Here is a 24,627-nt window from a genome sequence, read left to right as displayed (position 1 = left end):
CCCACCCCCACCCCCCCCCACCCCGCCGTTGACGCCGCCGTCGACCGTGCCGCCGTTGACCGTGGCCCCATGGGCCGCCGCGCCGTTCACCGTGGTGCCCAGCACCGTCGCGATGTACTCGGCGTCGGACTCCGCCGGCATGCTCTGCCGGTCCACGGCCGGGACCTTCTGGGTCGGAGTGCGCAGCGGACCGGTGCCGAGGCTGCCGAGGCTGATGTTGGTGGTGTGCCCGGCCGCGACGTCCTCCAGCATCCGGCGCACGTCCGAAGCGCCGGGGCGCTCCTGCGGCTCCTTGGCCATCAGCGCCTGCAGCACCGGCGCCAGCGCGCCGGCGTTGCGCGGCTCGGGCAGCGGGTCGGTGACGACCGCCGCCAGCGTCGTCAGCGGCGACTCGCGGCGGAACGGCGACTGGCCCTCCACCGCCGCGTACAGCGTCGCACCGAGCGCCCACAGGTCCGACTCCGGGCCGGGACGGCCGCCGTGCACACGCTCGGGGGCCAGGTAGTCGGGCGAGCCGACCAGGTCGCCGGTGCGGGTGAGCGCCGAGTCGCCGACGAAGGTGGCGATGCCGAAGTCGGTCAGCACGACCCGGCCGGTGCCGCGCTCCAGCAGTACGTTGGCGGGCTTCACGTCGCGGTGGATCACGCCGACCGCGTGGGCGCGCTCCAGCGCGGCGAGCACCTGCGCGCCGATCCGCGCGGCCTCGCGCGGGTCGATCACGCCGTCCTGCTCGACCAGTTCGGACAGCGAGCGACCGTCGATGAGCTCCATCACGATCCAGGGCTTGCCGTCCTGCTCGACGACGTCGTGGATGGTGATGACGCCCGGGTGCTTGATCCGGGCGGCCGCGCGGGCCTCCTGCTTCATCCGCGACTGGACGATCTGCAGGTCCTCCTCGGCCAGGTGCCCGACGGAGAGCTCCTTGACCGCGACCTCGCGGTCCAGCATCTGGTCCGTCGCACGCCACACCGTGCCCATGCCGCCGCGCCCAAGACGCGCGCCCAGCAGGTATCTGCCCGCGAGCACCCGGCCCTCCGTACCCACCGTCTGCCCCCCTCGTCGCGGGTCCTGCCGTCCGTCCCGGTTCCGCGGCAGGAACCGCGGTACCGCGCACCCTATCCCGACCGTCGAACACCCCGGCGTCCCGGGCCTGGCCTTGAGACCGGGATGTGACGCTTCGGCAGCGAATGACACGTTCCGCATCGCGAATCGTGTCGTCGGGCGGCCGCCGGGCTCAGCCCTTGAGCGTCGCCGCGAGCACCAGAATGACCAGGACCACAAGGATAATCGCACCCACCAGGACCGGCCCGAGCAGCGCGCTGCGGCGTCTGGGGCCCGCGTGGTGGTGCGGATGCGCGGGCCCGCCCTGATCGACCAGCTCGCGCGAGGCGCGCGAGCGCTGCACCGGCAGCGCGCCGGGACGCGGCACCGGCAGCCGCGTCCCCGTCGGCAGCTCCACGAAGCCCGCCACGCCCGGCGGAAGCGCGTCGAGCTGCGCCTCCCGATCCAGCGGCTCGGGGGCGCGGTGCAGCAACTGCCGCAGAACGGCCCGCACCTGGGGCAGGCCGGGACGGCGGGTGGGGTCCTGGTCGAGCAGCCGGTCCAACAGCGGCCGCAGCGGGCCAGTGGGCCGGGTGTCCGGACGGAAACCGGCCCGGACCGCGTCGAACAGATCGTCGACGCCGGACTCCGGGTAGGGCGGCACACCCGTCACCGACCGGTAGAGCAGCACGCCCAGCGCCCACACGTCCGCCGCCGGACCGACGGGCTGCCCCGCGCCGCCTATGATCCCCAACTGCTCCGGCGCCCACCGCTCGGCCGTGGCGCCCACGATGACCGCGCGCGCGTCCCGCGCCCGCACCCGGGCGGGGCTCCACAGCGAGGTCGGCACCGACGCCCCCGCGTCGATGGCGCCGGGCCCCCCGCACAACGCCTCCTGTGCGGCGGCGACCACCAGACCGCCGAGCAGCGCGGCCCCGTCCTCGCAGACCGTCACCGTGGCCGGAGTCAGGTTGCCGTGGACGAGCCCGGCGCGGTGCACGGCCTCCAGCCCGGCGCTCACGTCGTAGGCCACCTCGGCGGCCCGGTAGGGCGACATCGGGCCGCGGTCCAGGAGCTGCGCCAGCGGCACGCCCGCGACCCACTCCCCCGCGACCCAGAGGTAGCCGTCCTCGGCGAAGACCTGGAACGCCTGGCCGAGCCGCGGATGGTCGGGCACCGCGCCGGCCGCCGTCGTCGCGTGCCGCACCGCCAGGCCGCGCGCGTCGTCCGACGCGTGGTCCGGGCCGGGCTGGGCGGCCTGGTCGAACGGGGTCACCAGTTCCGGCAGCGGCACCGCCTCCAGCAGCACCGGAGCGCCGCTGCGCAGGTCGCGCGCCTCGACCGCGCCCGCGCGCCGCCGGTCCGTCAACTGGTAGCGCTCGGCGAGCAGTCGGCCACCGGACGCCTTGCCCATCGGTTCAGCCCCCCGCCGGCTGGAAGCTGGCGAAGAAGTGCGCGAGCAGATCGGCGCTGCGCCCGGTCTGCCAGCTCACCTGGGGGGCAGTCCAGTAGATCGCGTACGCGTGGGAAGGGTCCACCACGAAGCCCCGGTTGAGCGAGTGCCGCTCGGTGACGCCCGAACGGAAGGTCCACTCCCAATCGGCCGCGTCCCAGCCGTGCCAGCCGACGACACGGGCGAGCTTGACCAGGTGGTAGTCGGCCAGACTCGCCGCGACGCCCGGCTCCTCGTTCTGCCAGGCCGCAAGCGCCCCGGCCTTGACCGGGTTCGGGGTGAACTCGACGACCAGCGAACCGGCGAGCCCGGTGTAGGTGGTCTTGTCCGTGCCCTGGGAGGTCGCGCGCCATGTCGTGGGGACCTCGATGCTCGACCCGCCCGGCCCGGCGACCCGGTGGTAGCCGAGGGCCGAGGCCTGACCCGCGCCCGCCCCCGACTGCGTCGCGCCCGAGAGGGGCTGGCCGGCGGACGCGCCCGCGGAGGCGGACGACGACGCGCCGTCCTGGCTCGCGCCGCCGCCCTTGCCGCCGCTGCCCTTTCCGTCACCGTTGTCGGTCAACGCGGCCACCGTCGCGGTGACGAGCAGCACGGCCGCGACGACGATCGCGGCGACGAGCAGCACACGCCGCCGCGAGCCCCCGAGCACGGCTGACGCGCGGTAGGCGGTGGGCTCCACGGGTCCCGCAGGCCCCCCGGGCCCGAAGGAGCCCGAAGCCTCCGTCGACCGACCCGCGGACGGCGCCCCACCGGACGCCCCACCAGGGGCCCCGCCGGCGGACGCACCTGCGGACGCGGAGGGCAGCCCCAAGGCGCCGGAAGGCACCCGCGCGGACCCTGCGGGCCCGTCGAACCCGTCAGCCCAGTCGGCCCCGGCCCCTGCCCCGGCCCCGAGGCCCGGCATCGCCGAGGCCGCCACCGCCTGCGTCGTGGACCCCGGCGCACCCGCCGCACCGCCCCGCCCAGGACGCGCGGGACGGGCGTCACGGCCGCCCCGCGCGGACGGCTGCTGCTCCAGGCCCGGCTGCACGCGCGTGCGCTCGGGCGACGGGACGGCCTGCGTCGGAGCCTCCTCGACGACGCCGAACCGGGCCGTCGCACGCGCACGGCGCTCGTACTCGCCGATCACGCCGCCCAGCATGGTCCGCGTCGTGGAGGCGTCCAGCCGCTGGGCCGGGTCCTTGCGCAGCAGGCCGGAGACGACCGGCTGCAGCAGCGCGTCGCCGCTCAGCGGCGGCACCGGCTCGGTGATCACGGCCGTCAGCGTCGACAGCGCCGAGCCCTTGTCGTACGGCGGCACGCCCTCGACCATCGCGTAGAGCGTCGCACCGAGCGACCACAGGTCCGCGGGCGGCCCGGGCACCCCGCCACGGGCCCGCTCCGGCGAGATGTACGACGGCGCGCCGACGAGCATGCCCGTCGACGTGACGGACGGGTCGCCCTCGACGCGGGCGATCCCGAAGTCCGTCAGCACGACCCGGCCGTCGTGCCCGATCAGCACGTTCGACGGCTTCACGTCGCGGTGCAGGATGCCCACACGGTGCGCCTCGGCCAGCACGCCGAGCAGTTCCAGCGCCACCTCGGCGGCCCGCTGGGGCGGCAGCACGCCCTCGGTGCGGATCACCTCGCTGAGCGAGCGGGACTCGATCAGCTCCATGACGATCCAGGGCCGGCCGTCCTCCTCGACGACGTCGTACACGGTGACGGCGCCGTTGTGCCGGATCCGGGCGATGGCCTTCGCCTCCGTCAGCGTCCGCGCGACGAGCCGGTGCCGCTCGTCCTCGTCCACCCCGGCGGCGAACCGCAACTCCTTGACCGCGACCTCGCGCCCCAGGAACTCGTCCGTGGCCCGCCAGACGGTGCCCATCCCGCCCTGGCCGAGGACGGCGGTCAGCCGGTACCGCGACGCAAGGAGCTTCCCGCTGGACTCCTGCGGAGTCTCGTCGCGGTGTTGATCGCCGTTCATGCCGGTTCGTTCCCTCCGCGCTGTCGCTGTCGCGTCCATCATCCCGTGACAGACGCAAGCGTAGGCACACGGGGTTCACCCCCGGGACACGCGCCTTCCCCGTTTCGGCGCGTTCGACTACTACTTCAGGGGAACGATGTCCGGCGCTCCCAGGCGCGCGGCGTCCGCCGCCAGGTCGTCAGGCTGCTCCTGCGACTCCCGCTCCGCCTCCACACGGACCCGGTAGTGCTCGATCTCCTTCTCGATCTGCGCCTCGTCCCAGCCGAGTTCGGGCGCCATCAGCGCGGCGGCCTCCGCCATGACCGCGGTGCCGCGGTCGAAGGTCTCGATGGAGATGCGGGTCCGGCGCGCCAGCACGTCGTCGAGGTGCCGGGCCCCCTCCGCGCGGGCCGCGTAGACCACCTCGGCCCGCAGGTAGTCGTCCGCACCGCTCAGGGGCTCCGCCAACCCGGGTTCCCCGGCAATGAGTTCGAGCAGCTCCTCGGTCAACGTGCCATAGCGGTTCAGCAGATGCTCCACTCGGGCCACATGCAGCCCGCTCTCCCTGGCGAGTTCGCCACGCGCGTTCCACAGCGCGCGGTAGCCCTCCGCGCCGGCCAGCGGGACGGAGTCGGTGCAGCACGGCGCCACCTTCTGGTCCAGACCGTGCGCGACCTCGTCGACCGCGTCCTTCGCCATCACCCGGTAGGTGGTGTACTTGCCGCCGGCCACCACGACGAGCCCGGGGGCCGCGTGCTGCACGACGTGCTCACGGCTGAGCTTCGACGTGGCCTCCGACTCGCCCGCGAGCAGCGGGCGCAGCCCGGCGTAGACGCCCTCGACGTCCTCGCGGCTCAGCGGCACCGCCAGGACGCTGTTGACGTGCTCCAGCAGGTACTCGATGTCCGCGCTGCTCGCGGCCGGATGGTCCTTGTCGAGAGTCCACTCGGTGTCCGTCGTGCCGACGATCCAGTGCCGTCCCCACGGGATGACGAACAGGACGCTCTTCTCCGTGCGCAGGATCAGCCCCGTCGAGGAGTGGATCCGGTCGCGCGGCACGACGAGATGGATGCCCTTCGACGCGCGGACGTGGAACTGGCCGCGCTCGCCGACCATCGCCTGCGTCTCGTCCGTCCACACGCCCGTCGCGTTGACGATCTGCCGGGCCCGGACGACGAACTGCCCGCCCGACTCCAGGTCGTGCACGCGCGCCCCGACCACCCGCTCGCCCTCGCGCAGGAACCCGATCACGCGCGCCCGGTTCGCGACGTGCGCGCCGTAGGAGGCCGCGGTGCGGACCAGGGTCGCAACGAACCGCGCGTCGTCCATCTGCGCGTCCCAGTACTGCACCGCGCCGACCAGCGCGTCCTTGCGCAGCGCGGGCGCCAGGTGCAGCGCCTGACGCCGGCTGAGGTGGCGGTGCAGGGGCAGCCCGCGGCCGTGCCCCGAGGAGACGGACATCGCGTCGTACAGCGCCACGCCGGACCCGACGTACGGGCGCTCCCAGCCGCGCCCCTGCAGCGGGTACAGGAACGGGACCGGCTTGACCAGGTGCGGCGCGAGCCGCCCCAGCAGCAGCCCGCGTTCCTGGAGGGCCTCCTTGACCAGGGCGAAATCGAGCATCTCCAGGTACCGCAGCCCGCCGTGGATCAGCTTGCTGGACCGCGAGGAGGTCCCCGCGGCCCAGTCCCGGGCCTCCACGAGCCCCGTCACCAGCCCCCGCGTCGCCGCGTCCAGCGCGGTCCCGCCACCGACGACGCCTCCGCCCACGACGAGCACGTCCAGTTCGCGCTCCCCGAGCCGCGCGAGCGCCGCCGCGCGCTCGACAGGACCCAGCTTGGTGCTTCGCATGACGCCTCCGCGGGATAGCCCGGCCTTCCGATCAACCCTACGTTCGGTTCGCCGGGATCCCGCTGAAGGCGCGGAGTCGGTTGCCGCAACACTCAGTTGCAGTACGGCAAGGGCACGAGGCTCTGCGCGAGCAACCACCCTGTGGGGACGGCGCTGCTCGCTGCGTGACACACCACACCGGGTGGCTCTTCGCGCGGTTCCTCGCACCCCTGGGCAGTGCAACGAGCCGAGAGAGCACACGATCGGCTGAGCCGCACATCGGCAGAGCCTCGCGCCCCTGGAGCGCTACGCGCCTACCGGGCGACGGTGACCTCGACGCGCTGGAACTCCTTGAGTTCCGAGTAGCCCGTGGTGGCCATCGCGCGGCGCAGGGCGCCGAAGAGGTTCATGGTGCCGTCGGGGGTGTGCGAGGGGCCGAGGAGGATCTCCTCGGTCGTGCCCACCGTGCCGAGGTCGACGCGCTTGCCGCGCGGCAGCTCCTCGTGGACGGCCTCGCTGCCCCAGTGGAAGCCGCGGCCGGGCGCGTCCGTGGCGCGGGCCAGCGCCGCACCGATCATGACGGCGTCCGCGCCGCAGGCGATCGCCTTGGACAGGTCGCCGGAGAAGCCCACGCCGCCGTCCGCGATGACGTGGACGTAGCGGCCGCCGGACTCGTCCATGTAGTCGCGGCGCGCCGCCGCGACGTCCGCGACGGCGGTGGCCATCGGGACCTGGATGCCCAGCACCGTGCGCGTGGTGTGCGCGGCGCCGCCGCCGAAGCCGACCAGGACGCCGGCCGCGCCGGTCCGCATCAGGTGCAGAGCGGCGGTGTAGGTCGCGCAGCCGCCGACGATGACGGGGACGTCGAGCTCGTAGATGAACTGCTTGAGGTTCAGCGGCTCGGCGGCGCTGGAGACGTGCTCGGCCGAGACCGTGGTGCCGCGGATGACGAAGATGTCGACGCCGGCGTCCACGACGACCTTGGAGAACTCGGCGGTCCGCTGCGGCGACAGGGCCGCCGCGGTGACGACGCCCGACTCGCGGATCTCCTTCAGGCGCTGGGTGATCAGCTCGGCCTTGATCGGCTCGCGGTAGATCGCCTGGAGGCGGCGGGTCGCCGCGGCCTCGTCCTTGATCTCGGTGATCTCCTGCAGCAGCGGACGCGGGTCCTCGTAGCGGGTCCACAGGCCCTCGAGGTTCAGCACGCCGAGGCCGCCGAGGCGGCCGATCGCGATGGCCTGCTCCGGGGAGACGACGGAGTCCATCGGCGCGGCCAGGAACGGGAGCTCGAAGCGGTAGGCGTCGATCTGCCACGCGATCGAGACCTCCTTCGGGTCCCGCGTACGGCGGCTCGGAACGACCGCGATGTCGTCGAAGGCGTACGCCCGCCGGCCCCGCTTGCCCCGCCCGATCTCGATCTCGGTCACCTGAACTGCTCCCTCGGTTGTGCTCAGCGACTACCAGGGTCAGTATCTCGCACAACGGCGGAGGGGCCGCCTGGGCGGCCCCTCCGTGAGACGTCCGGTCGAACGACCGGGGACAGCGACCGGCTACTTCGAGGAGTAGTTCGGCGCCTCGACCGTCATCTGGATGTCGTGCGGGTGGCTCTCCTTCAGGCCCGCCGAGGTGATCCGGACGAAGCGCGCGTCGCGCTTCATCGCCTCGACCGACTCGGCGCCCACGTAGCCCATGGACTGACGCAGACCGCCGACCAGCTGGTAGATGACCGAGCCGACCGGGCCGCGGTAGGCGACCTGGCCCTCGATGCCCTCGGCGATCAGCTTCTCGTCGGCGGTGACGTCGCCCTGGAAGTAGCGGTCCTTGGAGAAGGACTTGGCCTGGCCGCGGGACTGCATGGCGCCCAGCGAGCCCATGCCGCGGTAGGACTTGTACTGCTTGCCGTTGATGAAGAGCAGCTCGCCCGGCGACTCCTCGCAACCGGCGAGGAGGCTGCCCAGCATGACCGTGTCGGCGCCGGCGGCCAGCGCCTTGCCGATGTCGCCGGAGTACTGCAGACCGCCGTCGCCGATCAGCGGGACGCCCGCCGACTCGGCCGCGAGGGCGGCCTCGTAGATCGCGGTGACCTGCGGGACGCCGACACCGGCGACCACGCGGGTGGTGCAGATGGAGCCCGGGCCGATGCCGACCTTGATGCCGTCGCAGCCGGCGTCGATCAGCGCCTGGGCGCCGTCGCGGGTGGCGACGTTGCCGCCGACCACGTCGGCCGAGACGGACGACTTGATCTTCGACATCCAGTTGAGGGCGTTGCGGTTGTGGCCGTGCGAGGTGTCCACGACGATGAAGTCCGCGCCGGCCTCGGCGAGGGCGATCGCCCGGTCCAGCGCCTCGGCCGAGGCGCCGACGGCGGCGCCGACGATCAGACGGCCCTCCGCGTCCTTGGCGGCGTTCGGGTACTGCTCGGCCTTGACGAAGTCCTTGACCGTGATCAGGCCCTTGAGCTTGCCTTGCTCGTCGACGAGCGGCAGCTTCTCGATCTTGTGGCGGCGCAGCAGCGCCATCGCGTCGACGCCGGAGATGCCCACGGAGCCGGTGATCAGCGGCATCGGGGTCATGACCTCGCGCACCTGACGGCTGCGGTCCGTCTCGAAGGCCATGTCACGGTTGGTGACGATGCCCAGCAGCCGGCCCTCGCCGTCGGTGACCGGGACGCCGGAGATGCGGAACTTGGCGCACAGCGCGTCGGCGTCGGCCAGCGTGGCCTCGGGCGAGACGGTGATCGGGTCCGTCACCATGCCGGACTCTGACCGCTTCACCAGGTCGACCTGGTTGACCTGGTCCTCGATGGACAGGTTGCGGTGCAGCACGCCGGCGCCGCCCTGGCGGGCCATGGCGATCGCCATCCGGGACTCGGTGACCTTGTCCATGGCGGCGGAGAGCAGCGGGATGTTCACCCGCACATTGCGTGAGACGCGCGAGGAGGTGTTCGCAGCATTGGGCAAGACCTCGGAGGGGCCCGGCAGCAGCAGCACATCGTCGTAGGTGAGCCCGAGCATGCCGAACTTGTCGGGTACCCCAGCTGCGTTGTAAGACATGACACCCTTCCCGAAGTGGATCCGCGGACTTCTGGACGGGGTGACTGGTGGCCGTACCCGCCCGACGCGACACGGCGCCTACGGGGGCCGCGTGGGTGAGCAGCTCGGCACCGTTGACTAATTCTACCGGGCCCCGCGAGGCACCCTTGCGCGTCTGCAACAACTGAGGTAGCAGTCACATTCCGCGGCTTCGGAGGATCGTCCGATTGACCGGGGGCGCCGAGCCCCGCCGACTCGCGCCGACAGACCCCGCCGACTCAGGCCGACAGGCCCTCGGGGCCGTTCTCGGCGAGGGCGCGCAGACGCGAGAGCGCACGGTGCTGGGCGACGCGGACCGCGCCCGGGGTCATGCCGAGGACCTCGCCCGTCTCCTCCGCCGTCAGCCCGGCGGCGACGCGGAGCAGGACGAGCTCGCGCTGCCGCTCCGGCAGCAGCGCCAGGAGCTCGCGCATCCATGCGGCGTCGCTGCTCAGCAGGGCGCGCTCCTCGGGGCCGAGGGCGTCGTCCGGGGTGTCGGGGAGCTCCTCGCCCAGCGGGACGCTCTGCGCGGGACCGCCGCGCATCGCCGCCCGTTGCAGGTCGGCGATCTTGTGTGCGGCGATGCTGAAGACGAAGGCCTCGAAGGGGCGGCCCTCGTCGCGGTAGCGCGGCAGCGCGCACAGCACGGCGAGGCAGACCTCCTGGGCCACGTCGTCGACGTGGTGCCGGGCGCTGCCCGGCAGCCGGATCAGGCGGGCACGGCAGTAGCGCAGCACCAGCGGGTGGACCTGCGAGAGCAGCGCGTCGATCGCGTCGGGATCGCCGCCCACCGCGGGTTCCAGCAGCGGGCCGATGGGCATACCGGACCCGTGGCCGGGGCTCGCCTCGTCGTCACGCACTGGTCCATGGTGCCTGGTCATCGACGAAAACGTGACACCGCACCCTGACTTGTGCATCGGAACGTTATCCGCCACACCACCACCCCCGCCCTGCCGGACTCCGCGCTACACCCCCATGGTGCGCCCTCGGGTGGGAAGCGGGCCATGCCCCCTCCCACCCGGGAGGCCCCCAGCCGGTTCGGCAGTCAGCGGACCAGGCCCCAACGGAAGCCCAGCGCCACGGCGTGCGCACGGTCGGAGGCGCCGAGCTTCTTGAAGAGCCGCCGCGCGTGGGTCTTGACGGTGTCCTCGGAGAGGAACAGCTCACGGCCGATCTCCGCGTTGCTGCGGCCATGACTCATGCCCTCCAGCACCTGGATCTCACGAGCCGTCAGCGTCGGGGCCGCACCCATCTCCGCGCAGCGCAGCCGGCGCGGAGCGAGCCGCCACGTCGGGTCCGCCAGGGCCTGGGTGACCGTGGCGCGCAGCTCCGCGCGGGACGCGTCCTTGTGCAGGTAGCCGCGCGCGCCGGCGGCGACCGCGAGAGCGACCCCGTCGAGGTCCTCGGCGACGGTCAGCATGATGATGCGGGCCCCCGGATCGGCCGAGAGCAGTCGCCGGACTGTCTCCACCCCGCCCAGGCCCGGCATGCGGACGTCCATCAGCACCAGGTCGGAGCGGTCCGCCACCCAGCGGCGGAGCACCTCCTCACCGTTGGTGGCCGTGGTCACTCGGTCGACTCCGGGCACCGTCGCGACCGCGCGACGCAGTGCCTCGCGGGCGAGCGGGGAATCGTCACAGACGAGAACGGAAGTCATGATCCGCCTCCGCAGCTGATGAGCGTCACCTTGAGCCTCCTGGCTGGTACGAATCGTCACCGGCACGGCCTCCGGTGGACCGGCGTCTTCCCCGACGCCCGTGCCGTTTGCCGCCTCCGCACTCCCAACGACCGTCACCCGAATGAGTTACGGCCTGGCAGCAGCCTTCACCACTCTACGTGTCTGACCCGCTACGGATCATCCAGCGCGCGGTGCGCACCGGCGCAAATGCGCCGCTCGTACGAGGACCGTGCGCCGCGCCGGGCGTGTCGTTAGGCCCAACGAGTGCACCCGCATGCAGGACACGCTTCCCCGGCACGTGGTGGATTAGTCCGTTTTCATGGGATTTGATGGTTATCGGCACGTTATGTAACGCTGATGACCTCTTGTCCGCTAGATCTGCATGAGTCATATTTCCATCAGTTCGTACTGAATCGCTAGCACCACTCAAGGGATCAACGACCATGGCCGACTACTCACGGCTCCCTGGCCCGAACGCAGACCTGTGGGACTGGCAGCTCTCCGCCGCGTGTCGCGGCGTGGACAGCTCTCTGTTCTTCCATCCGGAGGGAGAACGCGGAGCCGCACGGACCTCGCGGGAACAGTCCGCCAAGGAGGTCTGCATGCGGTGCCCGGTGCGCGCGGAGTGCGCGTCGCACGCACTGGCGGTACGTGAGCCCTACGGGGTCTGGGGCGGCCTCACCGAGGACGAGCGAGAGGAACTGCTGGGGCGGGCCCGCCGCCGCACCCTCGATCCGCTCTCGCTGCTGCCCGTCGACTGACACCATCGACGATCGAGCTGACGGAACGTTTCTTCACACGCGCCCCCGTCCCCGCGGCGCGGCGATCAGGGCCTGTCTCCGCAGGCCCTTCAGCTTCTAGCGGCTCTTCGGCTGCTCCAGGCCCTTCAGCTTCTAGCGGCTCTTCGGCTGCTCCAGGCCCTTCAGCTTCTAGCGGCTCTTCGGCTGCTCCAGGCCCTTCAGCTGCTCCAGGCCCTTGAGCTGCTCCAGCATGAGCGCGACCGCCGGGACCCGTCCCAGGTCCGGCAGGGTCAGCGCGACGATCTCCCGGACGAGCTCCCCGGAGGGGCCCGCGCCCAGCGGTACGACGGCGACCCCGTCGGTCCTGGTCGCGGCGAGCGCCAGCCTCGGCAGCACCGCCACGCCGAGGCCCGCGGCGACCAGCCCCAGCACGGCCGGGTAGTCGTCCGTCGCGAAGTCGATCCGCGGCGTGAAGCCGACGGCCTCGCACAGGTCGACGAGGTGCCCGCGGCACTGCGGGCATCCGGCGATCCACGGTTCCTCGCGGAGCGCGGCGAGGTCGCGCAGCTCCGGCGCATCCGCGAGGGGGTGCCGGGCGGGCAGGAGCGCAACCAGCGGGTCGCGGCGGAGCCGGGTGACCGCGAGGTCGCTCCAGTCCTCCGGCTCGCTCGAGGTCGGGTACCGGAACGCGAGGACGAGTTCGCACTCGGCGGCGCGGAGCATGCCGACGGACGCCGGCGGCTCGGCCTCGGTCAGCGACACCTCGATGCCCGGCGCCCGCGCGCGGAGGGCTGCGACGGCGGCCGGGACCAGCGTGGCGCTCGCGGTCGGGAACGACACCAGCCGCACCCGCCCGGCCCGCAGGCCCGCGATGCCCGCGACCGCGTCCTCCGCGGCGGCGAGCCCGGCGAGGACGCCTGCGGCGTGCTCGGCGAGCAGCCGTCCTGCCTCGCTCAACGCGACACCACGCCCGACCCGCACCACAAGGGGCGTGCCGACGGACTTCTCCAGCGCCTTCATCTGCTGGCTGATGGCCGGCTGGGTCAGCCCGAGCTCGCGGGCGGCGGCGGAGAAACTGCCCTGCCGGGCGACGGCGCGCAGCACGCGCAGGTGTCTGGCCTCGATCACCGGGCCAGGATAGGCAGGTCGCGCCCACCCTGAGGCGCGGTGCCCGCGCCCCGGAAAAGGGCGAGGCCCCACCGGCGCGAGTCCCTACCCTTGCCGCATGGGAACCCTGATCTCCGTCAACGTCGGACGACCCGAGCCGACCGTGCACTCCGACCCCGGCGTCACCGCCATCGGGAAGAAGCCCGTGGACGGGCCCGTGCGGGTCACCGCGCCGAGCGCGCGCAAGGGTGTCAGCGGCCTGGCCGGGGACGCGATCTGCGACCTGCGGCACCACGGCGGGGTGGACCAGGCCGTGTACGCCTACGCCCGGGAGGAGCTCGACGCGTGGGCCGAGGAGCTCGGCCGGGAGCTGCCGAACGGGATGTTCGGGGAGAACCTGACGACCACGGGACTGCCCGTCTCCGACGCGCTGGTCGGGGAGCGGTGGCGGATCGGGGAGTCGCTGCTGCTGGAGGTGAGCGCGACCCGGATCCCGTGCCGGACCTTCGCCGGGTGGATGGAACGGGAGCGATGGGTCAAGACGTTCACGGACCGCGCACGCCCCGGCGCGTACCTGCGGGTGCTCACGCCCGGCGAGATCCGCGCGGGGGACGCGATCGCCGTCGTGCACCGGCCGGACCACGGCGTCAGCTCCGCGGACGTGTTCCGCGCGCTGCACTCGCGTGCGCCGGAGGTGCTGCCGTTGATGCTGGACCTTCCCGGCCTGGCGGAGGACCACCGCGAGGCGGCCGCGAGGCGCCTGAGCGTCTGAAAGCTGAGCGCCTGAAAGCCCGGGCGCCTGAAAGCCTCCTTGCCCGCACCGCGTGGAGAACGCCGGAAGCCCGGCACCCCGAGGGGTGCCGGGCTTCCGGCGTACGAGCGGACGGGCTCAGTGGGAGTGCCCGTGGCCACCGTGGGAGTGACCGGCCGCGGCCGGCTCCTCCTCCTTCTTCTCGACGACCAGGGTCTCGGTCGTGAGCAGCAGGGAGGCGATGGACGCGGCGTTCTCCAGCGCGGAGCGGGTCACCTTGACCGGGTCGATGACGCCGGCCTTGACCAGGTCGCCGTACTCGCCGGTGGCGGCGTTGTAGCCCTCGCGGACGTCGCCCAGCTCGGAGACCTTGGTGGTGATGACGTAGCCCTCGAGGCCGGCGTTCTGGGCGATCCAGCGCAGCGGCTCGACCAGGGCGCGGCGGACGACCGCGACACCCACGGCCTCGTCGCCGGCCAGGTCCAGGCCGCCGTCGAGCACCTTCTGCGCGTGGACGAGGGACGCGCCGCCACCGGCGACGATGCCCTCCTCGACCGCGGCGCGGGTCGCCGAGATGGCGTCCTCCAGGCGGTGCTTCTTCTCCTTGAGCTCGACCTCGGTGGCCGCGCCGACCTTGATGACGCAGACGCCGCCGGCCAGCTTGGCCAGGCGCTCCTGCAGCTTCTCGCGGTCCCAGTCGGAGTCGGTGGTCTCGATCTCGCCCTTGATCTGAGCGACGCGACCGGCGACCTCCTCGCTGGAGCCTGCGCCGTCGACGATGGTGGTGTCGTCCTTGGTAACGGTCACGCGGCGGGCGGTGCCCAGCACGTCCAGGCCGGCCTGGTCGAGCTTGAGGCCGACCTCCTCGGCGATGACGGTGGCGCCGGTCAGCGTGGCGATGTCGCCCAGCATGGCCTTGCGGCGGTCCCCGAAGCCCGGGGCCTTGACGGCGACGGCGTTGAAGGTGCCACGGATCTTGTTCACCACGAGGGTGGAGAGGGCCTCGCCCTCGACGTCCTCGGCGATGATCAGCAGCGGCTTGGACGCGCCGCCCTGGAGGATCTTCTCCAGCAGCGGGAGCAGATCCTGGATCGAGGAGATCTTGCCCTGGTGGATCAGGATGTACGGGTCCTCGAGGACGGCCTCCATACGCTCCTGGTCGGTGACCATGTACGGCGAGAGGTAGCCCTTGTCGAACTGCATGCCCTCGGTGAACTCGAGCTCGAGGCCGAAGGTGTTCGACTCCTCGACGGTGATGACACCGTCCTTGCCGACCTTGTCCATCGCCTCGGCGATGAGCTCGCCGACCTGGGCGTCCTGGGCGGACAGCGCGGCGACGGCGGCGATGTCGTCCTTGCCCTCGATCTCGCGGGCGACGGAGAGCAGGTGCTCGGCGACGGCCTTGACGGCGGCGTCGATGCCGCGCTTGAGCGCGGCCGGGCCGGCGCCGGCGGCGACGTTGCGCAGACCCTCGTTGACGAGCGCCTGGGCGAGCACGGTCGCGGTGGTGGTGCCGTCACCCGCGATGTCGTTGGTCTTGGTGGCGACCTCCTTGACGAGCTGCGCACCAAGGTTCTCGTACGGGTCCTCCAACTCGACCTCGCGGGCGATGGTGACACCGTCGTTGGTGATGGTGGGGGCGCCGAACTTCTTGTCGATGACGACGTTGCGGCCCTTGGGGCCGATCGTCACCTTGACGGTGTCGGCCAGCTTGTTGACACCGCGCTCCAGCGAGCGGCGGGCGTCCTCGTCGAACTGCAGGATCTTGGCCATGCCTAGGGGTTCCCTCTCGAAACAACCGCGCCCCGGACCCCGTGGTACGGGCTGCCGGGGCGGGTCACGACTTTGCCGACTTGAGCGTCAGGTCAGGTCTTACTTCTCGATGATCGCGAGCACGTCGCGGGCCGAGAGGACCAGGTACTCCTGGCCGGAGTACTTCACCTCGGTGCCGCCGTACTTGCTGTAGAGGACGACATCGCCGACGGCAACGTCGAGCGGAAGACGCTGGCCGTCCTCGAAGCGGCCCGGACCGACGGCGAGGACGACGCCCTCCTGGGGCTTCTCCTTCGCGGTGTCCGGGATGACCAGGCCAGAGGCGGTGGTCTGCTCGGCGTCGAGCGGCTGGACCACGATGCGGTCCTCGAGCGGCTTGATGGCAACCTTGGAGCTGGTGGTCGTCACGATCCGACCTCCCCCTTCGGAGATCCGGGGTACACATGTCTTGGGGCGTGAAGACATGGCAAGCCCGTCGTCGCGGTGCCGGACGTACCGTCTCACGCTTAGCGCTCTCGTGTGGAGAGTGCCAACGACGACTCTAGGCGGCGCTTAGCACTCGGTCAACCAGAGTGCCAACGCGTCGCCCACTTCCTTGGCCGTCTCCGCCGGCGCACCACCCGCCACAATGGTCGGGTGCACACCGAAGACCTCCCCGCCCTGCTGTCGCCCGAGGGCCAGGACCTCCTGGACGAGCTGCGGGACCACTCCCCCGGCGAAGAGCTCGCGCTCGCGACGCGGCTGCGGCGCACGCACGACGCGGAGCTGGTCTCCGCCGCCCTGGCCCAGGCACGGCTGCGGACCCGCGCGGCGGCGAAGTTCGGGGCGGACGCGGCGCGGATGTACTTCACCCCCAACGGCGTCGAGCAGTCCACCCGCACCAGCGTGGCCGAGTGGCGGGCGCGGCGGATGCGGGATCTCGGCGTCACCTCGGTCGCGGACCTCTGCTCCGGGATCGGCGGCGACGCGATCGCGCTGGCCCGCGCCGGGATCCGGGTGCTGGCCGTGGACCTGGACCCGGTCACCCACGCCGTGGCCCGGGCCAACGCCGAGGCGCTCGGCCTCGCCGACCTGATCGAGACGCGCTGTGCGGACGTGGCGGACGTGGACACCGGCGGCTACGACGCCGTCTTCGTCGACCCGGCACGGCGCGGCGGGCGCGGCCGGATCTTCGACCCGGAGGCGTACGCGCCGCCGCTGAGCTGGGCGGTGGACGCGGCGCGCCGGGGGCGGTTCGGCGCGATCAAGGTCGCGCCGGGGATCCCGCACGAGGCCGTGCCGAAGGACGCCGAGGCGGAGTGGGTGTCCGAGGGCGGGGACGTGAAGGAGGCCGCGCTCTGGTTCGGCGCCGGGGCCGCGGAGCCGCACCGGGCGACGCTGCTGCCCGCGGGCGTCAGCCTGACCGGCGGGCGCCTGCCGGACCCCGAGGCCGGGCCGGTCCGGCGCTACCTCTACGAGCCGGACGGGGCCGTCATCCGCGCGCACCTGGTCGCCGAGGTCGCGGCCGAGCTGGACGCGACCCTGATCGACCCCACCATCGCCTACCTGACGACGGACCGGCTCACGCCGACGCCTTACGCCAGCGCGTACGAGATCACCGACGTGCTGCCGTTCAACCTGAAGCGGCTCAAGGCGCTGGTCCGCGAGCGCGCCATCGGGACGCTCGTCATCAAGAAGCGCGGCTCCGCGATCGCGCCCGAGGAGCTGCGGAAGAAGATCAAGCCTGAGGGGGTGAACTCGGCGGTCGTCGTGTTGACGCGGGCCGCCGGTTCACCCGTCATGCTGATCGGCCACCCCGCCGTCGAGGCGGGGTAGACCCGCTACTCCGACAGCCGGTGCAGCTCGTCGTGGGACGCCGGCACGTGCGTGTCGGTGACCGGCAGGGAGGAGTCCGCCGAGAGGTCGAAGGCGGACGGCGCCCGGTCGCGCCAGACCATCTCCGCACCGAGCGCGGCGACCATCGCGCCGTTGTCGGTGCACAGCTTGGGACGCGGGACCCGCAGCGTGATTCCGGCGCGGTCGCAGCGCTCCTGGGCCAGGGCCCGCAAGCGGGAGTTGGCGGCGACGCCGCCGCCGATCATCAGGTGGTCGACGCCCTCGTCCTTGCAGGCCCGGACCGCCTTGCGGGTGAGCACGTCCACGACCGCCTCCTGGAAGGACGCCGAGACGTCGCGGACCGGGACGTCCTCGCCGGCCCGGCGCTTGGCCTCGACCCAGCGCGACACGGCGGTCTTGAGGCCCGAGAAGGAGAAGTCGTACGCGGGGTCCTTGGCGCCCGTCAGGCCGCGCGGGAAGGCGATCGCGGCCGGGTCGCCCTCGCGGGCGTAGCGGTCGATGACCGGGCCGCCCGGGAAGCCGAGGTTGAGCAGCCGGGCGACCTTGTCGAAGGCCTCCCCCGCCGCGTCGTCGATGGTCGCCCCGAGCGAGCGGACGGTGCTGGTGATGTCCTCGGTCAGCAGCAGCGAGGAGTGGCCGCCGGAGACCAGCAGCGCCATCGTCGGCTCGGGCAGCCGCCCGTGCTCCAGCTGGTCGACGCAGATGTGCGAGGCGAGGTGGTTGACGCCGTAGAGCGGCTTGCCGAGCGCGTAGGCGTACGCCTTGGCCGCGCTGACGCCGACGAGCAGGGCCCCGGCGAGACCGGGACCGGCGGTGACGGCGATGCCGTCGAGGTCGCTCGCCTTGATCCCGGCCTCGTCCAGGGCGCGCTGGACGGTGGGGACCATCGCCTCCAGGTGCGCGCGGCTGGCGATCTCGGGCACGACGCCGCCGTAGCGGCCGTGCTCCTCGACGCTGGACGCGACGGCGTCGGCGAGCAGCGTGGTGCCCCGGACGATGCCGACGCCGGTCTCGTCGCAGGAGGTCTCGATCCCGAGGACCAGCGGTTCGTCAGCGGCCATCGTCTTCCTTGCTTTCCTCGTCGGTCGTCATCGGACGGCGCATCACCAGGGCGTCGACGCCGGACGGTTGGTAGTAGTTGCGGCGGAAGCCGACCGACTCGAAGCCGAAGCGGGTGTAGAGGCGCTGCGCGCGCTCGTTGTCGACGCGCACCTCCAGCAGCAGCTCGGTACAGCGGGCGGCGGCGGCCTGGTCGACCAGGCGCTGCAGCAGGCGGGTGCCGAGCCCGGTGCCCCACTGGTCCTCGGCGACGGCGATGGTCTGCACGTCCCCCTCGCCGGAGATGGCCATCAGGCCGGCGTAGCCGACGACCCGGCCGTCGGCGTCCTCTGCGACGGTGTACCAACGGGTCGCGTTCGCGTGCCGGGCGTCGGCGAGCTCGGACCAGAACATCCCCGCCGACCAGGCGTCCTCGGGGAAGAGCGCGCGCTCGAGCTCGAGCACCGGCGCGATGTCCCACCAGCGCATCTCGCGCAGCACGGCGGTCCGCCGCTCCACTCGGGTCGTCATGAGGGCAGCACCGTCTTGTAGTTCTTCGGCACCTCGGCGTCCGGGCGGCGCAGGTACAGCGGGGTGCTGGGCGAGGGCAGCGCGACGCCGGAGGCGAGCGCGTCCGCGGCGAAGGCCGCGAGCGCGGCGGCGGACTGGTCGGCCGGGCCCTGCGCGACGGCGCCGGGGAAGGCGTCCGGGTAGAGCAGCGCGCCCGCGCCGACCGACGGCAGCCCGGCGAGCCGCTCCGCGATCTCGGCGGGGCGGTCCACCGCCGGACCCTCGACGCGGACGCCGTCGGCGTCGTAGCGGGCCCAGTAGACCTCCTTGCGGCGGGCGTCGGTGGCGACCACGAACGGCCCACTGACCGCGCCGGCGTCCCGCGCGGCGCGGGCGAGGCCGTCGAGGGTGCAGACGCCGTGCACGGGGATGCCGAGCGCGTGCCCGAGGGCGGCGGCGGTGGCCAGGCCGACGCGCAGGCCGGTGTACGGGCCGGGACCGACGCCGACGGCGATCGCCCCGAGCGCCTCCTTGGCGACGCCCGCCTCGCGCAGCACCGCATCGATCGTCGGCAGCAGCAGTTCTCCGTGGCGCCGGGCGTCGATCTGGTCGGCGGAGGCCAGGACCCGACCCGTCCCGGTGTCCAGGACGGCGGCCGTGACGGCGGGCGTGGCGGTGTCGAACGCAAGCAGAAGCACGCCCCCAGGTTAGTCGGCCGCCGCCCCCACCCCTGCCTCGGGCAGCCTCGCCCCCCCTGGCCCCGACGCAGCCGGGAGTCGACCGAGGCGAGCCCAGCAGGTTCGAGGGGGTAGGCGCGGATGCCGCTCCGGCCGGAAGGCCGGCGAAGCCCCGCCGGTGATCCGGCGTGCGCCACGGTCGGCAGTCGGCGGGCAGAGCGGGCAGGGCCCCTGCCCCCTGGCTCTCCCCGGCCGCAAGGCAGCCCGACGACGGCTGAGAGGCGCGTCCGGCCGCCGCCCCGCCCCCGGCTCCACACGAGACCGGGTCGGGCATGGGGTTGGGGCGGGGACGGGCGGGAGGATGAGAGGCTTAGGGCCGAAAGGCCACTGCTGCTTGCCGCTCCGTTGGAGGATCCCGTGGCGAAACTCGGTTCGGGCTCGGTCGTCACCGTGCTGACCGCAGGCGCCCTCGCCGTCGTCGCCGTGCTCGCCGTGCAGGCGAAGAGCTCCGCGTCCACGGCCACGGCGGCCCCCGTCGGGAAGGCGCCGAGCGTCGCCGCCAGCAGCGTGGCGGGCGGCAAGGCGAGCCCGGCCAAGCCGGTCGCGGTGCCGAAGGACTCCGGCACGGGCAAGCGCGTGGTGTACTCGGTGAGCCAGAAGCGGGTGTGGCTGGTCGACCCGTCCCAGTCGGGCCAGGACCGGACCTTCACCGTCCAGCCGGGCTCGGTCGACCCGGTGCCGGGCAGCTACACCGTCACCAGCACCACCGCCGGGCCGATCACCGGCTCGGACGGCAAGAAGGTGAAGAACATCGTCCGCTTCGCCACCCACGAGGGCATCTTCATCGGCTTCAGCTCGGCGGTCGACGGCTCGACCCCGGCGGCGGACCCGAGCAAGAAGACGGGCGGTATCCGCGAGACCGTCGCCGACGGCCAGGCGTTGTTCGACTTCGCGCCCTTCGACACCAAGGTCGTCGTCGTGGCGTGAGCCCGGACAGACCACGCCTGGACGGATCTCCGGACAGACGCAGAGCGCCCCTCGCACCGTCGGTGCGAGGGGCGCTCTGCGGTGTCGGCCGCCGGTCAGTGGCGGTCGCGCCAGTTGTAGGACTCGATGTACCGCGCGTTCGGGCTGCCGACGCCGGTGACGTCGTCGTAACCCTTGGTGGCGTTCAGCGAGGAGTCCTGGCCGAGGGTCCGCAGCGAGACCGCGACCCCCTGCGAGGCGTCGACGCTGTTCACGAAGTCGACGCGGGCGTCGGCCAGGCCGACGTTCGGGCCGAAGGGGTGGTCGGTCACGTCGTGGAAGAGACCGTGGCGGGCGTAGATCGCCGGGTCGGCGAAGCCGAGCGGGAAGCCCTGCTCCTGCTGCGCCAGCGCCTGGAGGGCCGCGAAGACCGGGGAGGCGAGGCTGGTACCGCCGATGCGGTACTCGCCGTACTTGACCGTGCCGTTGGGCCACGTCTGGGTCTGGCCGACCAGGAAGCCGGTGGTCGGGTCGGCGACCGCGGCCACGTCCGGCACGACGCGCATGGCGGACTTGTTGCCGTTCGCGTGCGAGAGAGCGGAGGGCACGATGCCCTTCTGGAACCAGGGCTGCGCGACGCGCGCGCTGGTGCCGCCGCCCGCGCCGCCGTGGAAGGCGCCGGGGAAGCCGGTCCAGCTCTTGCCGTCGGCCGAGAGCGAGGACTTGCCGGTGCCCCAGCCCGTCTCGAACTCGTAGTTGCCGCGCTTGCCGATGGCCAGCGAGGTGCCGCCGACGGCGGTCACGTAGGGCAGGGAGGCGGGCATGTCGCTCTGCCGCGTGCCGGTGTTGGCGACCTCGTCGCCGTTGTCACCGGAGGAGAAGTAGAAGCCGATGCCCTCGGCCGCGCCGCGCAGGAAGATGTCGTCGTAGACCGCGTCGCTGGCCGGGTCGCTCCCGTTCTCGGGCTCGCCCCAGGAGTCGGAGACGATGGTGGCCAGCCGGTGGGTGACGATCGTGTTGAGCGCGTCGATCAGGTCCGCGTCCTGGCAGGACGCCGCGCCGACGTAGCGGATGTCCGCCGCCGGGGCGACCGCGTGGACCGCCTCGATGTCGAGCGTCTGCTCGCCGTACCAGCCGGAGGCGCCGCACTGGTTGTCGGCGGTCTGCGTCCAGGCGGCCGCGTCGGTCTGCTTGAACTGGCCGTTCTTGTAGGCCGCGTCGCCGTTGCGCTGGGCGTAGGTGCGGATGTCGGCGTTGATGGTCGGCGAGTCGTACGCGTCGACGATCGCGACCGTGACGCCCTTGCCGGTCCTGCCGGTCGCCGTGGCGCCGTAGGCGGAGCGCAGCTGGTGGCCGTTGTAGCCCTTGATGGCGTACGGGACCGTCCGGCCGTAGGCCTTCGGCAGCGACTTGGCCGGGTTGGAGCCGTAGTAGCTGGAGAACGGACCGGCGTTGACGAACGCGGCGCCGGGGCCGGGCAGCGTGTCGTCGTGCGTCATCATCGACGGCTTGTTGCTCAGGCCGGTGACGGTCAGCACGGTGTCGGCGACGGCGGCCGGCACGACCGGCGAGGCGAGCGGCGCGCGGTAGACGTGGCCGGAGACCGCGAAGTCGTGCAACTGCACGCCGAAGGCGCGCTGTGCGGCGGCGACGTCACCGGTGACGGCGACGTAGTCGCCCGCCGGGTCGACCGAGGTGCGCAGCCCGGCCGCGTGCAGCCAGGCGACGACCTTGGCGATCTGCGCCTTGGTGGCGCCGAAGCGCTGCTTGACCTGAGCGGCGCTCAGGTAGTGGCCGTAGTCGGCACTGGCCGGGTCCGAGACCTGGGCGACGAGCTGCTGCAGACCGGCCTGATCGGCCGTCAGGTAGACACGGGCGTTCACCGTGTCGTGCGCCGCGGTCTGGCCGCGGTCCGCGGCGGACGCGGTCCACGCGGGCTTGCCGCCCGCGACCACGTGCCCCTGCGGAGCTGACGCGGCGACGGCGGGCGATCCCGCCGCGACGACGGCGGCGAGCAGCGGCAGGGTCGCTGCCATCGCCACGCCCGCGCGCCGGTTGACTCCCCTGATGTGCATCGAACATCCTCCCCGGGCCGCAAGAACAGTGGGATCTGACGAGCCCCCTGTTGTGACAGGGGGAATAGAACCCGGGAATGAACCTTGGGTCAAGAGTGCGAGACTCGGTGTTACCGAGCGCAGTGGTGGCAAAGCCGAATTTAACAATGGGCAACATTCCGCAACGGGTCGACAAATCCCTTTACGCACACCGGGAACCGCTAACGGAAATTGACCACGCGTCACTCGGGCGGCTGAGAGACCGCCTCGACCGAGGCGCTGCAGGCGAGCAGCCGAGCCACCGTCACCTCGGGCGCGGGGGTCGACGGGTGACCGGACTCCTCGCACGCCGCAGGACGATCCTGGGCATCGGTGATGATACGGACGGAGGGGGTCATACCGGGCATGCGGTCTCCCCGAGGGGTGTCGGCGCTGGCTCGGTTCATCTTCCCGACAGCGCGTCGGGAACACAACCGCCGACCGGCGGGCCTCACCCCTCCGAGGAGATCGGGCGCGTGACCAGGCGCGCGGCCGGCCGACCCGTGCGGTCAGGTCAGGCGCGGGCGGCGGCCAGGGCGCCCATGTCGGCCTCGGCCCAGCGCGGACCGATCCCGTCCAGGGTCACCGTGCGCACGTCCGGGACCCCGGGGTCGAGGTCCTGCTCCAGGGAGAGCCCCTCCTCGCCGCCGAGGGCGCGCTCGATGCGCACCTCCAGCCGGGACTCCGAGAGCCCCTCGACCTTCCCCTCGCCCCACTCGACCACGATCACCGAGTCCGTCAGTGAGACGTCGAGGTCCAGGTCCTCCATCTGGTCCAGGCCGCCGCCCAGCCGGTACGCGTCCACGTGGACCAGCGCCGGGCCGCCGACCAGCGAGGGATGCACCCGGGCGATGACGAAGGTCGGCGAGGTGACCGCGCCGCGCACGCCCAGGCCCTCGCCGAGCCCGCGGGTCAGCGTGGTCTTGCCCGCGCCGAGCTCACCGGAGAGCAGTACCAGGTCCCCGGGGCGCAGCACGGTGGCCAGCGTGCGGCCGAGCTCCTGCATCGCGGCCGGGTCCGGGACGGTGAGGGTGGCGGCGTTGCCCATGGTGTGCGGCGGTCCTTCCGTGGTGCGACGGGTACGTCAGGTTCAGGTGTGCTCGGCGAGCAGGTGCACGGGCGGCGGCAGCGCCGCGCCGCAGTGCGCGGCGGCGCGCTCCAGCAGCCGGGCCAGCCGGGCGTTGACCAGCTCGGGGCGCTCCAGCATCAGCAGGTGCCCGGTGTCGGGGAGTATCTCCAGCTCGGCGTCGGGCAGCTGGGCGGCGATGGCCTCGCTGTGCGCGGGCGGGGTCAGCAGGTCCCCCGTGCCCGCGAGGACGAGCGTCGGCAGGTCGCGCAGCACCGCGAGCGCCGCGGCCTTGTCGTGCGTCGGGAATGCCGGGAAGAACTCCGCGACCACGTCCACCGGCGTCGACTCCAGCAGCAGCTGCGCGAAGCGGGCGCGGGCCGGATCGACGTCGTCGGTGCCGAAGGAGAAACGGTGGTAGACGGCGGCGGTGAGTTCGCTGCTGAGCCGTCTGCCGCGCTCGACCAGGCCCGCCTGCCGGCCCAGCGCCTTGATGACCCCCGGGCCCACCCGGTGGAACATCCTGGCCCCGACCCCGGGCAGGCCGAAGGTGACGTCCCGCCAGTTCCCCGCGGTGGTCCCGAGCAGCGCGACTCCGGCGACGCGCTGCGCGAACAGCTCGGGCCGCTGCTCGGCCAGGGCCATCACGGTCATGCCGCCCATCGAGTGCCCGACCAGCACCAGCGGCCCGGCCGGCGCGACGGCGTCGATGACCGCGCCCAGGTCGCCGCCGAGCTGGTCGATCGAGGCCGGCTCCCCGGCGAGGTAGCTGCGCGAGCGCTCGGACCGCCCGTGGCTGCGCTGGTCGTAGAAGACCAGGCGCAGTCCGTCGCGGAACGCCTCGCGCTGGAAGTGCCAGCTGTCCTGGTTCAGGCAGTAGCCGTGCACGAACACCACGGTCAGCGGAGGCGTCGGCACCGCCCCGAGCCATGTGCCGACACCGGCCAGCACCCCGCCGAGCGGCCCCGGCTCCGGCTCGACCGCGCCGCCCCGCCGCCGCCCGAGCCACCCGCGCAACCCACGGGGCCGTACGGGCGCCGCGTCCTCGGCGT

General features: G+C 72.9%; 21 protein-coding genes. 4 read left to right on the top strand and 17 right to left on the bottom strand.

The window, feature by feature from the left end; genetic code table 11:
• The 8 genes from TR48_RS09335 to TR48_RS09300 form a co-directional block, all read right to left on the bottom strand.
• A partial coding sequence (locus tag TR48_RS09335; protein WP_152627879.1) for a serine/threonine-protein kinase occupies nucleotides 1–1,026 on the bottom strand: 1,026 nt, incomplete at its 3' end.
• A gap of 208 nt (nucleotides 1,027–1,234) precedes the next feature.
• Nucleotides 1,235–2,455, bottom strand: a complete 1,221-nt coding sequence (locus TR48_RS09330) for a protein kinase domain-containing protein (protein WP_052442521.1) — start codon at nucleotides 2,453–2,455, stop codon at nucleotides 1,235–1,237.
• Between the two features lie 4 nt (nucleotides 2,456–2,459).
• Nucleotides 2,460–4,460, bottom strand: coding sequence for a serine/threonine-protein kinase (locus tag TR48_RS44825; RefSeq protein ID WP_042365504.1), 2,001 nt, complete (start codon nucleotides 4,458–4,460; stop codon nucleotides 2,460–2,462).
• 120 nt (nucleotides 4,461–4,580) lie between these two features.
• Complete coding sequence (locus tag TR48_RS09320) at nucleotides 4,581–6,290, bottom strand: glycerol-3-phosphate dehydrogenase/oxidase (RefSeq protein ID WP_042365503.1); 1,710 nt, start codon at nucleotides 6,288–6,290, stop codon at nucleotides 4,581–4,583.
• Between the two features lie 293 nt (nucleotides 6,291–6,583).
• A complete protein-coding gene (locus TR48_RS09315; RefSeq protein WP_042365502.1) occupies nucleotides 6,584–7,696 on the bottom strand; it encodes a GuaB3 family IMP dehydrogenase-related protein in 1,113 nt (370 codons plus the stop codon).
• Nucleotides 7,697–7,819: 123 nt separating this feature from the next.
• Nucleotides 7,820–9,322: an IMP dehydrogenase gene (gene guaB, locus TR48_RS09310; RefSeq protein WP_042365500.1), complete on the bottom strand. Its 1,503-nt coding sequence runs from the start codon at nucleotides 9,320–9,322 to the stop codon at nucleotides 7,820–7,822.
• A 257-nt stretch (nucleotides 9,323–9,579) separates the two neighbouring features.
• Nucleotides 9,580–10,200, bottom strand: coding sequence for a sigma-70 family RNA polymerase sigma factor (locus tag TR48_RS09305; RefSeq protein WP_042365499.1), 621 nt, complete (start codon nucleotides 10,198–10,200; stop codon nucleotides 9,580–9,582).
• 185 nt (nucleotides 10,201–10,385) lie between these two features.
• Nucleotides 10,386–10,997: a response regulator transcription factor gene (locus TR48_RS09300; RefSeq protein ID WP_030251459.1), complete on the bottom strand. Its 612-nt coding sequence runs from the start codon at nucleotides 10,995–10,997 to the stop codon at nucleotides 10,386–10,388.
• Nucleotides 10,998–11,461: 464 nt separating this feature from the next.
• On the opposite strand from TR48_RS09300, the gene TR48_RS09295 reads away from it, so the two are divergent.
• Nucleotides 11,462–11,779 (top strand): WhiB family transcriptional regulator, encoded by a 318-nt coding sequence (locus TR48_RS09295; RefSeq protein WP_042365498.1) that lies wholly within the window; start codon nucleotides 11,462–11,464, stop codon nucleotides 11,777–11,779.
• 168 nt (nucleotides 11,780–11,947) lie between these two features.
• Here the strand turns inward: TR48_RS09295 and TR48_RS09290 are convergent, their stop codons facing one another.
• Complete coding sequence (locus TR48_RS09290; RefSeq protein WP_042365497.1) at nucleotides 11,948–12,886, bottom strand: LysR family transcriptional regulator; 939 nt, start codon at nucleotides 12,884–12,886, stop codon at nucleotides 11,948–11,950.
• 97 nt (nucleotides 12,887–12,983) lie between these two features.
• On the opposite strand from TR48_RS09290, the gene TR48_RS09285 reads away from it, so the two are divergent.
• Nucleotides 12,984–13,637, top strand: coding sequence for an MOSC domain-containing protein (locus TR48_RS09285; RefSeq protein ID WP_042365496.1), 654 nt, complete (start codon nucleotides 12,984–12,986; stop codon nucleotides 13,635–13,637).
• 117 nt (nucleotides 13,638–13,754) lie between these two features.
• On the opposite strand, the gene groL is transcribed toward TR48_RS09285, so the two are convergent.
• Nucleotides 13,755–15,389 (bottom strand): chaperonin GroEL, encoded by a 1,635-nt coding sequence (groL, locus tag TR48_RS09280; RefSeq protein WP_042365495.1) that lies wholly within the window; start codon nucleotides 15,387–15,389, stop codon nucleotides 13,755–13,757.
• A 99-nt stretch (nucleotides 15,390–15,488) separates the two neighbouring features.
• Nucleotides 15,489–15,797, bottom strand: a complete 309-nt coding sequence (groES, locus tag TR48_RS09275; RefSeq protein WP_042365494.1) for a co-chaperone GroES — start codon at nucleotides 15,795–15,797, stop codon at nucleotides 15,489–15,491.
• A 228-nt stretch (nucleotides 15,798–16,025) separates the two neighbouring features.
• Here groES and TR48_RS09270 point away from each other — a divergent pair, with 228 nt between their 5' ends.
• Nucleotides 16,026–17,204, top strand: coding sequence for a class I SAM-dependent methyltransferase (locus TR48_RS09270; protein WP_042365493.1), 1,179 nt, complete (start codon nucleotides 16,026–16,028; stop codon nucleotides 17,202–17,204).
• A gap of 5 nt (nucleotides 17,205–17,209) precedes the next feature.
• On the opposite strand, the gene tsaD is transcribed toward TR48_RS09270, so the two are convergent.
• The 3 genes from tsaD to tsaB are packed head-to-tail and all read right to left on the bottom strand — an operon-like array spanning nucleotide 17,210 to nucleotide 19,471.
• Nucleotides 17,210–18,286 carry a tRNA (adenosine(37)-N6)-threonylcarbamoyltransferase complex transferase subunit TsaD gene (gene tsaD, locus TR48_RS09265; RefSeq protein WP_042365492.1) on the bottom strand — a complete coding sequence of 359 codons (1,077 nt, stop codon included), beginning with the start codon at nucleotides 18,284–18,286 and terminating at the stop codon, nucleotides 17,210–17,212.
• Complete coding sequence (gene rimI, locus TR48_RS09260; protein WP_042365491.1) at nucleotides 18,276–18,794, bottom strand: ribosomal protein S18-alanine N-acetyltransferase; 519 nt, start codon at nucleotides 18,792–18,794, stop codon at nucleotides 18,276–18,278. Before rimI ends, tsaD begins: the two co-directional genes overlap by 11 nt.
• A complete protein-coding gene (tsaB, locus tag TR48_RS09255) occupies nucleotides 18,791–19,471 on the bottom strand; it encodes a tRNA (adenosine(37)-N6)-threonylcarbamoyltransferase complex dimerization subunit type 1 TsaB (protein WP_042365490.1) in 681 nt (226 codons plus the stop codon). Before tsaB ends, rimI begins: the two co-directional genes overlap by 4 nt.
• A gap of 396 nt (nucleotides 19,472–19,867) precedes the next feature.
• On the opposite strand from tsaB, the gene TR48_RS09250 reads away from it, so the two are divergent.
• Nucleotides 19,868–20,437: a hypothetical protein gene (locus TR48_RS09250; protein ID WP_042365489.1), complete on the top strand. Its 570-nt coding sequence runs from the start codon at nucleotides 19,868–19,870 to the stop codon at nucleotides 20,435–20,437.
• A gap of 95 nt (nucleotides 20,438–20,532) precedes the next feature.
• On the opposite strand, the gene TR48_RS09245 is transcribed toward TR48_RS09250, so the two are convergent.
• From TR48_RS09245 to TR48_RS09235, 3 genes are all read right to left on the bottom strand, one after another.
• On the bottom strand, nucleotides 20,533–22,491 hold the full coding sequence (locus TR48_RS09245; protein WP_042365488.1) for a S53 family peptidase: 1,959 nt from the start codon (nucleotides 22,489–22,491) through the stop codon (nucleotides 20,533–20,535).
• A 532-nt stretch (nucleotides 22,492–23,023) separates the two neighbouring features.
• Nucleotides 23,024–23,557 carry a tRNA (adenosine(37)-N6)-threonylcarbamoyltransferase complex ATPase subunit type 1 TsaE gene (gene tsaE / locus TR48_RS09240; RefSeq protein ID WP_042365487.1) on the bottom strand — a complete coding sequence of 178 codons (534 nt, stop codon included), beginning with the start codon at nucleotides 23,555–23,557 and terminating at the stop codon, nucleotides 23,024–23,026.
• Between the two features lie 42 nt (nucleotides 23,558–23,599).
• A partial coding sequence (locus TR48_RS09235; protein WP_152627870.1) for an alpha/beta fold hydrolase occupies nucleotides 23,600–24,627 on the bottom strand: 1,028 nt, incomplete at its 5' end.

Source organism: Streptacidiphilus neutrinimicus (genome assembly GCF_000787815.1).
GTDB lineage: Bacteria > Actinomycetota > Actinomycetes > Streptomycetales > Streptomycetaceae > Streptacidiphilus > Streptacidiphilus neutrinimicus.
Note: the sequence above shows the minus strand (reverse complement) of the source record. Positions and strands in the feature narration are given on the sequence as shown.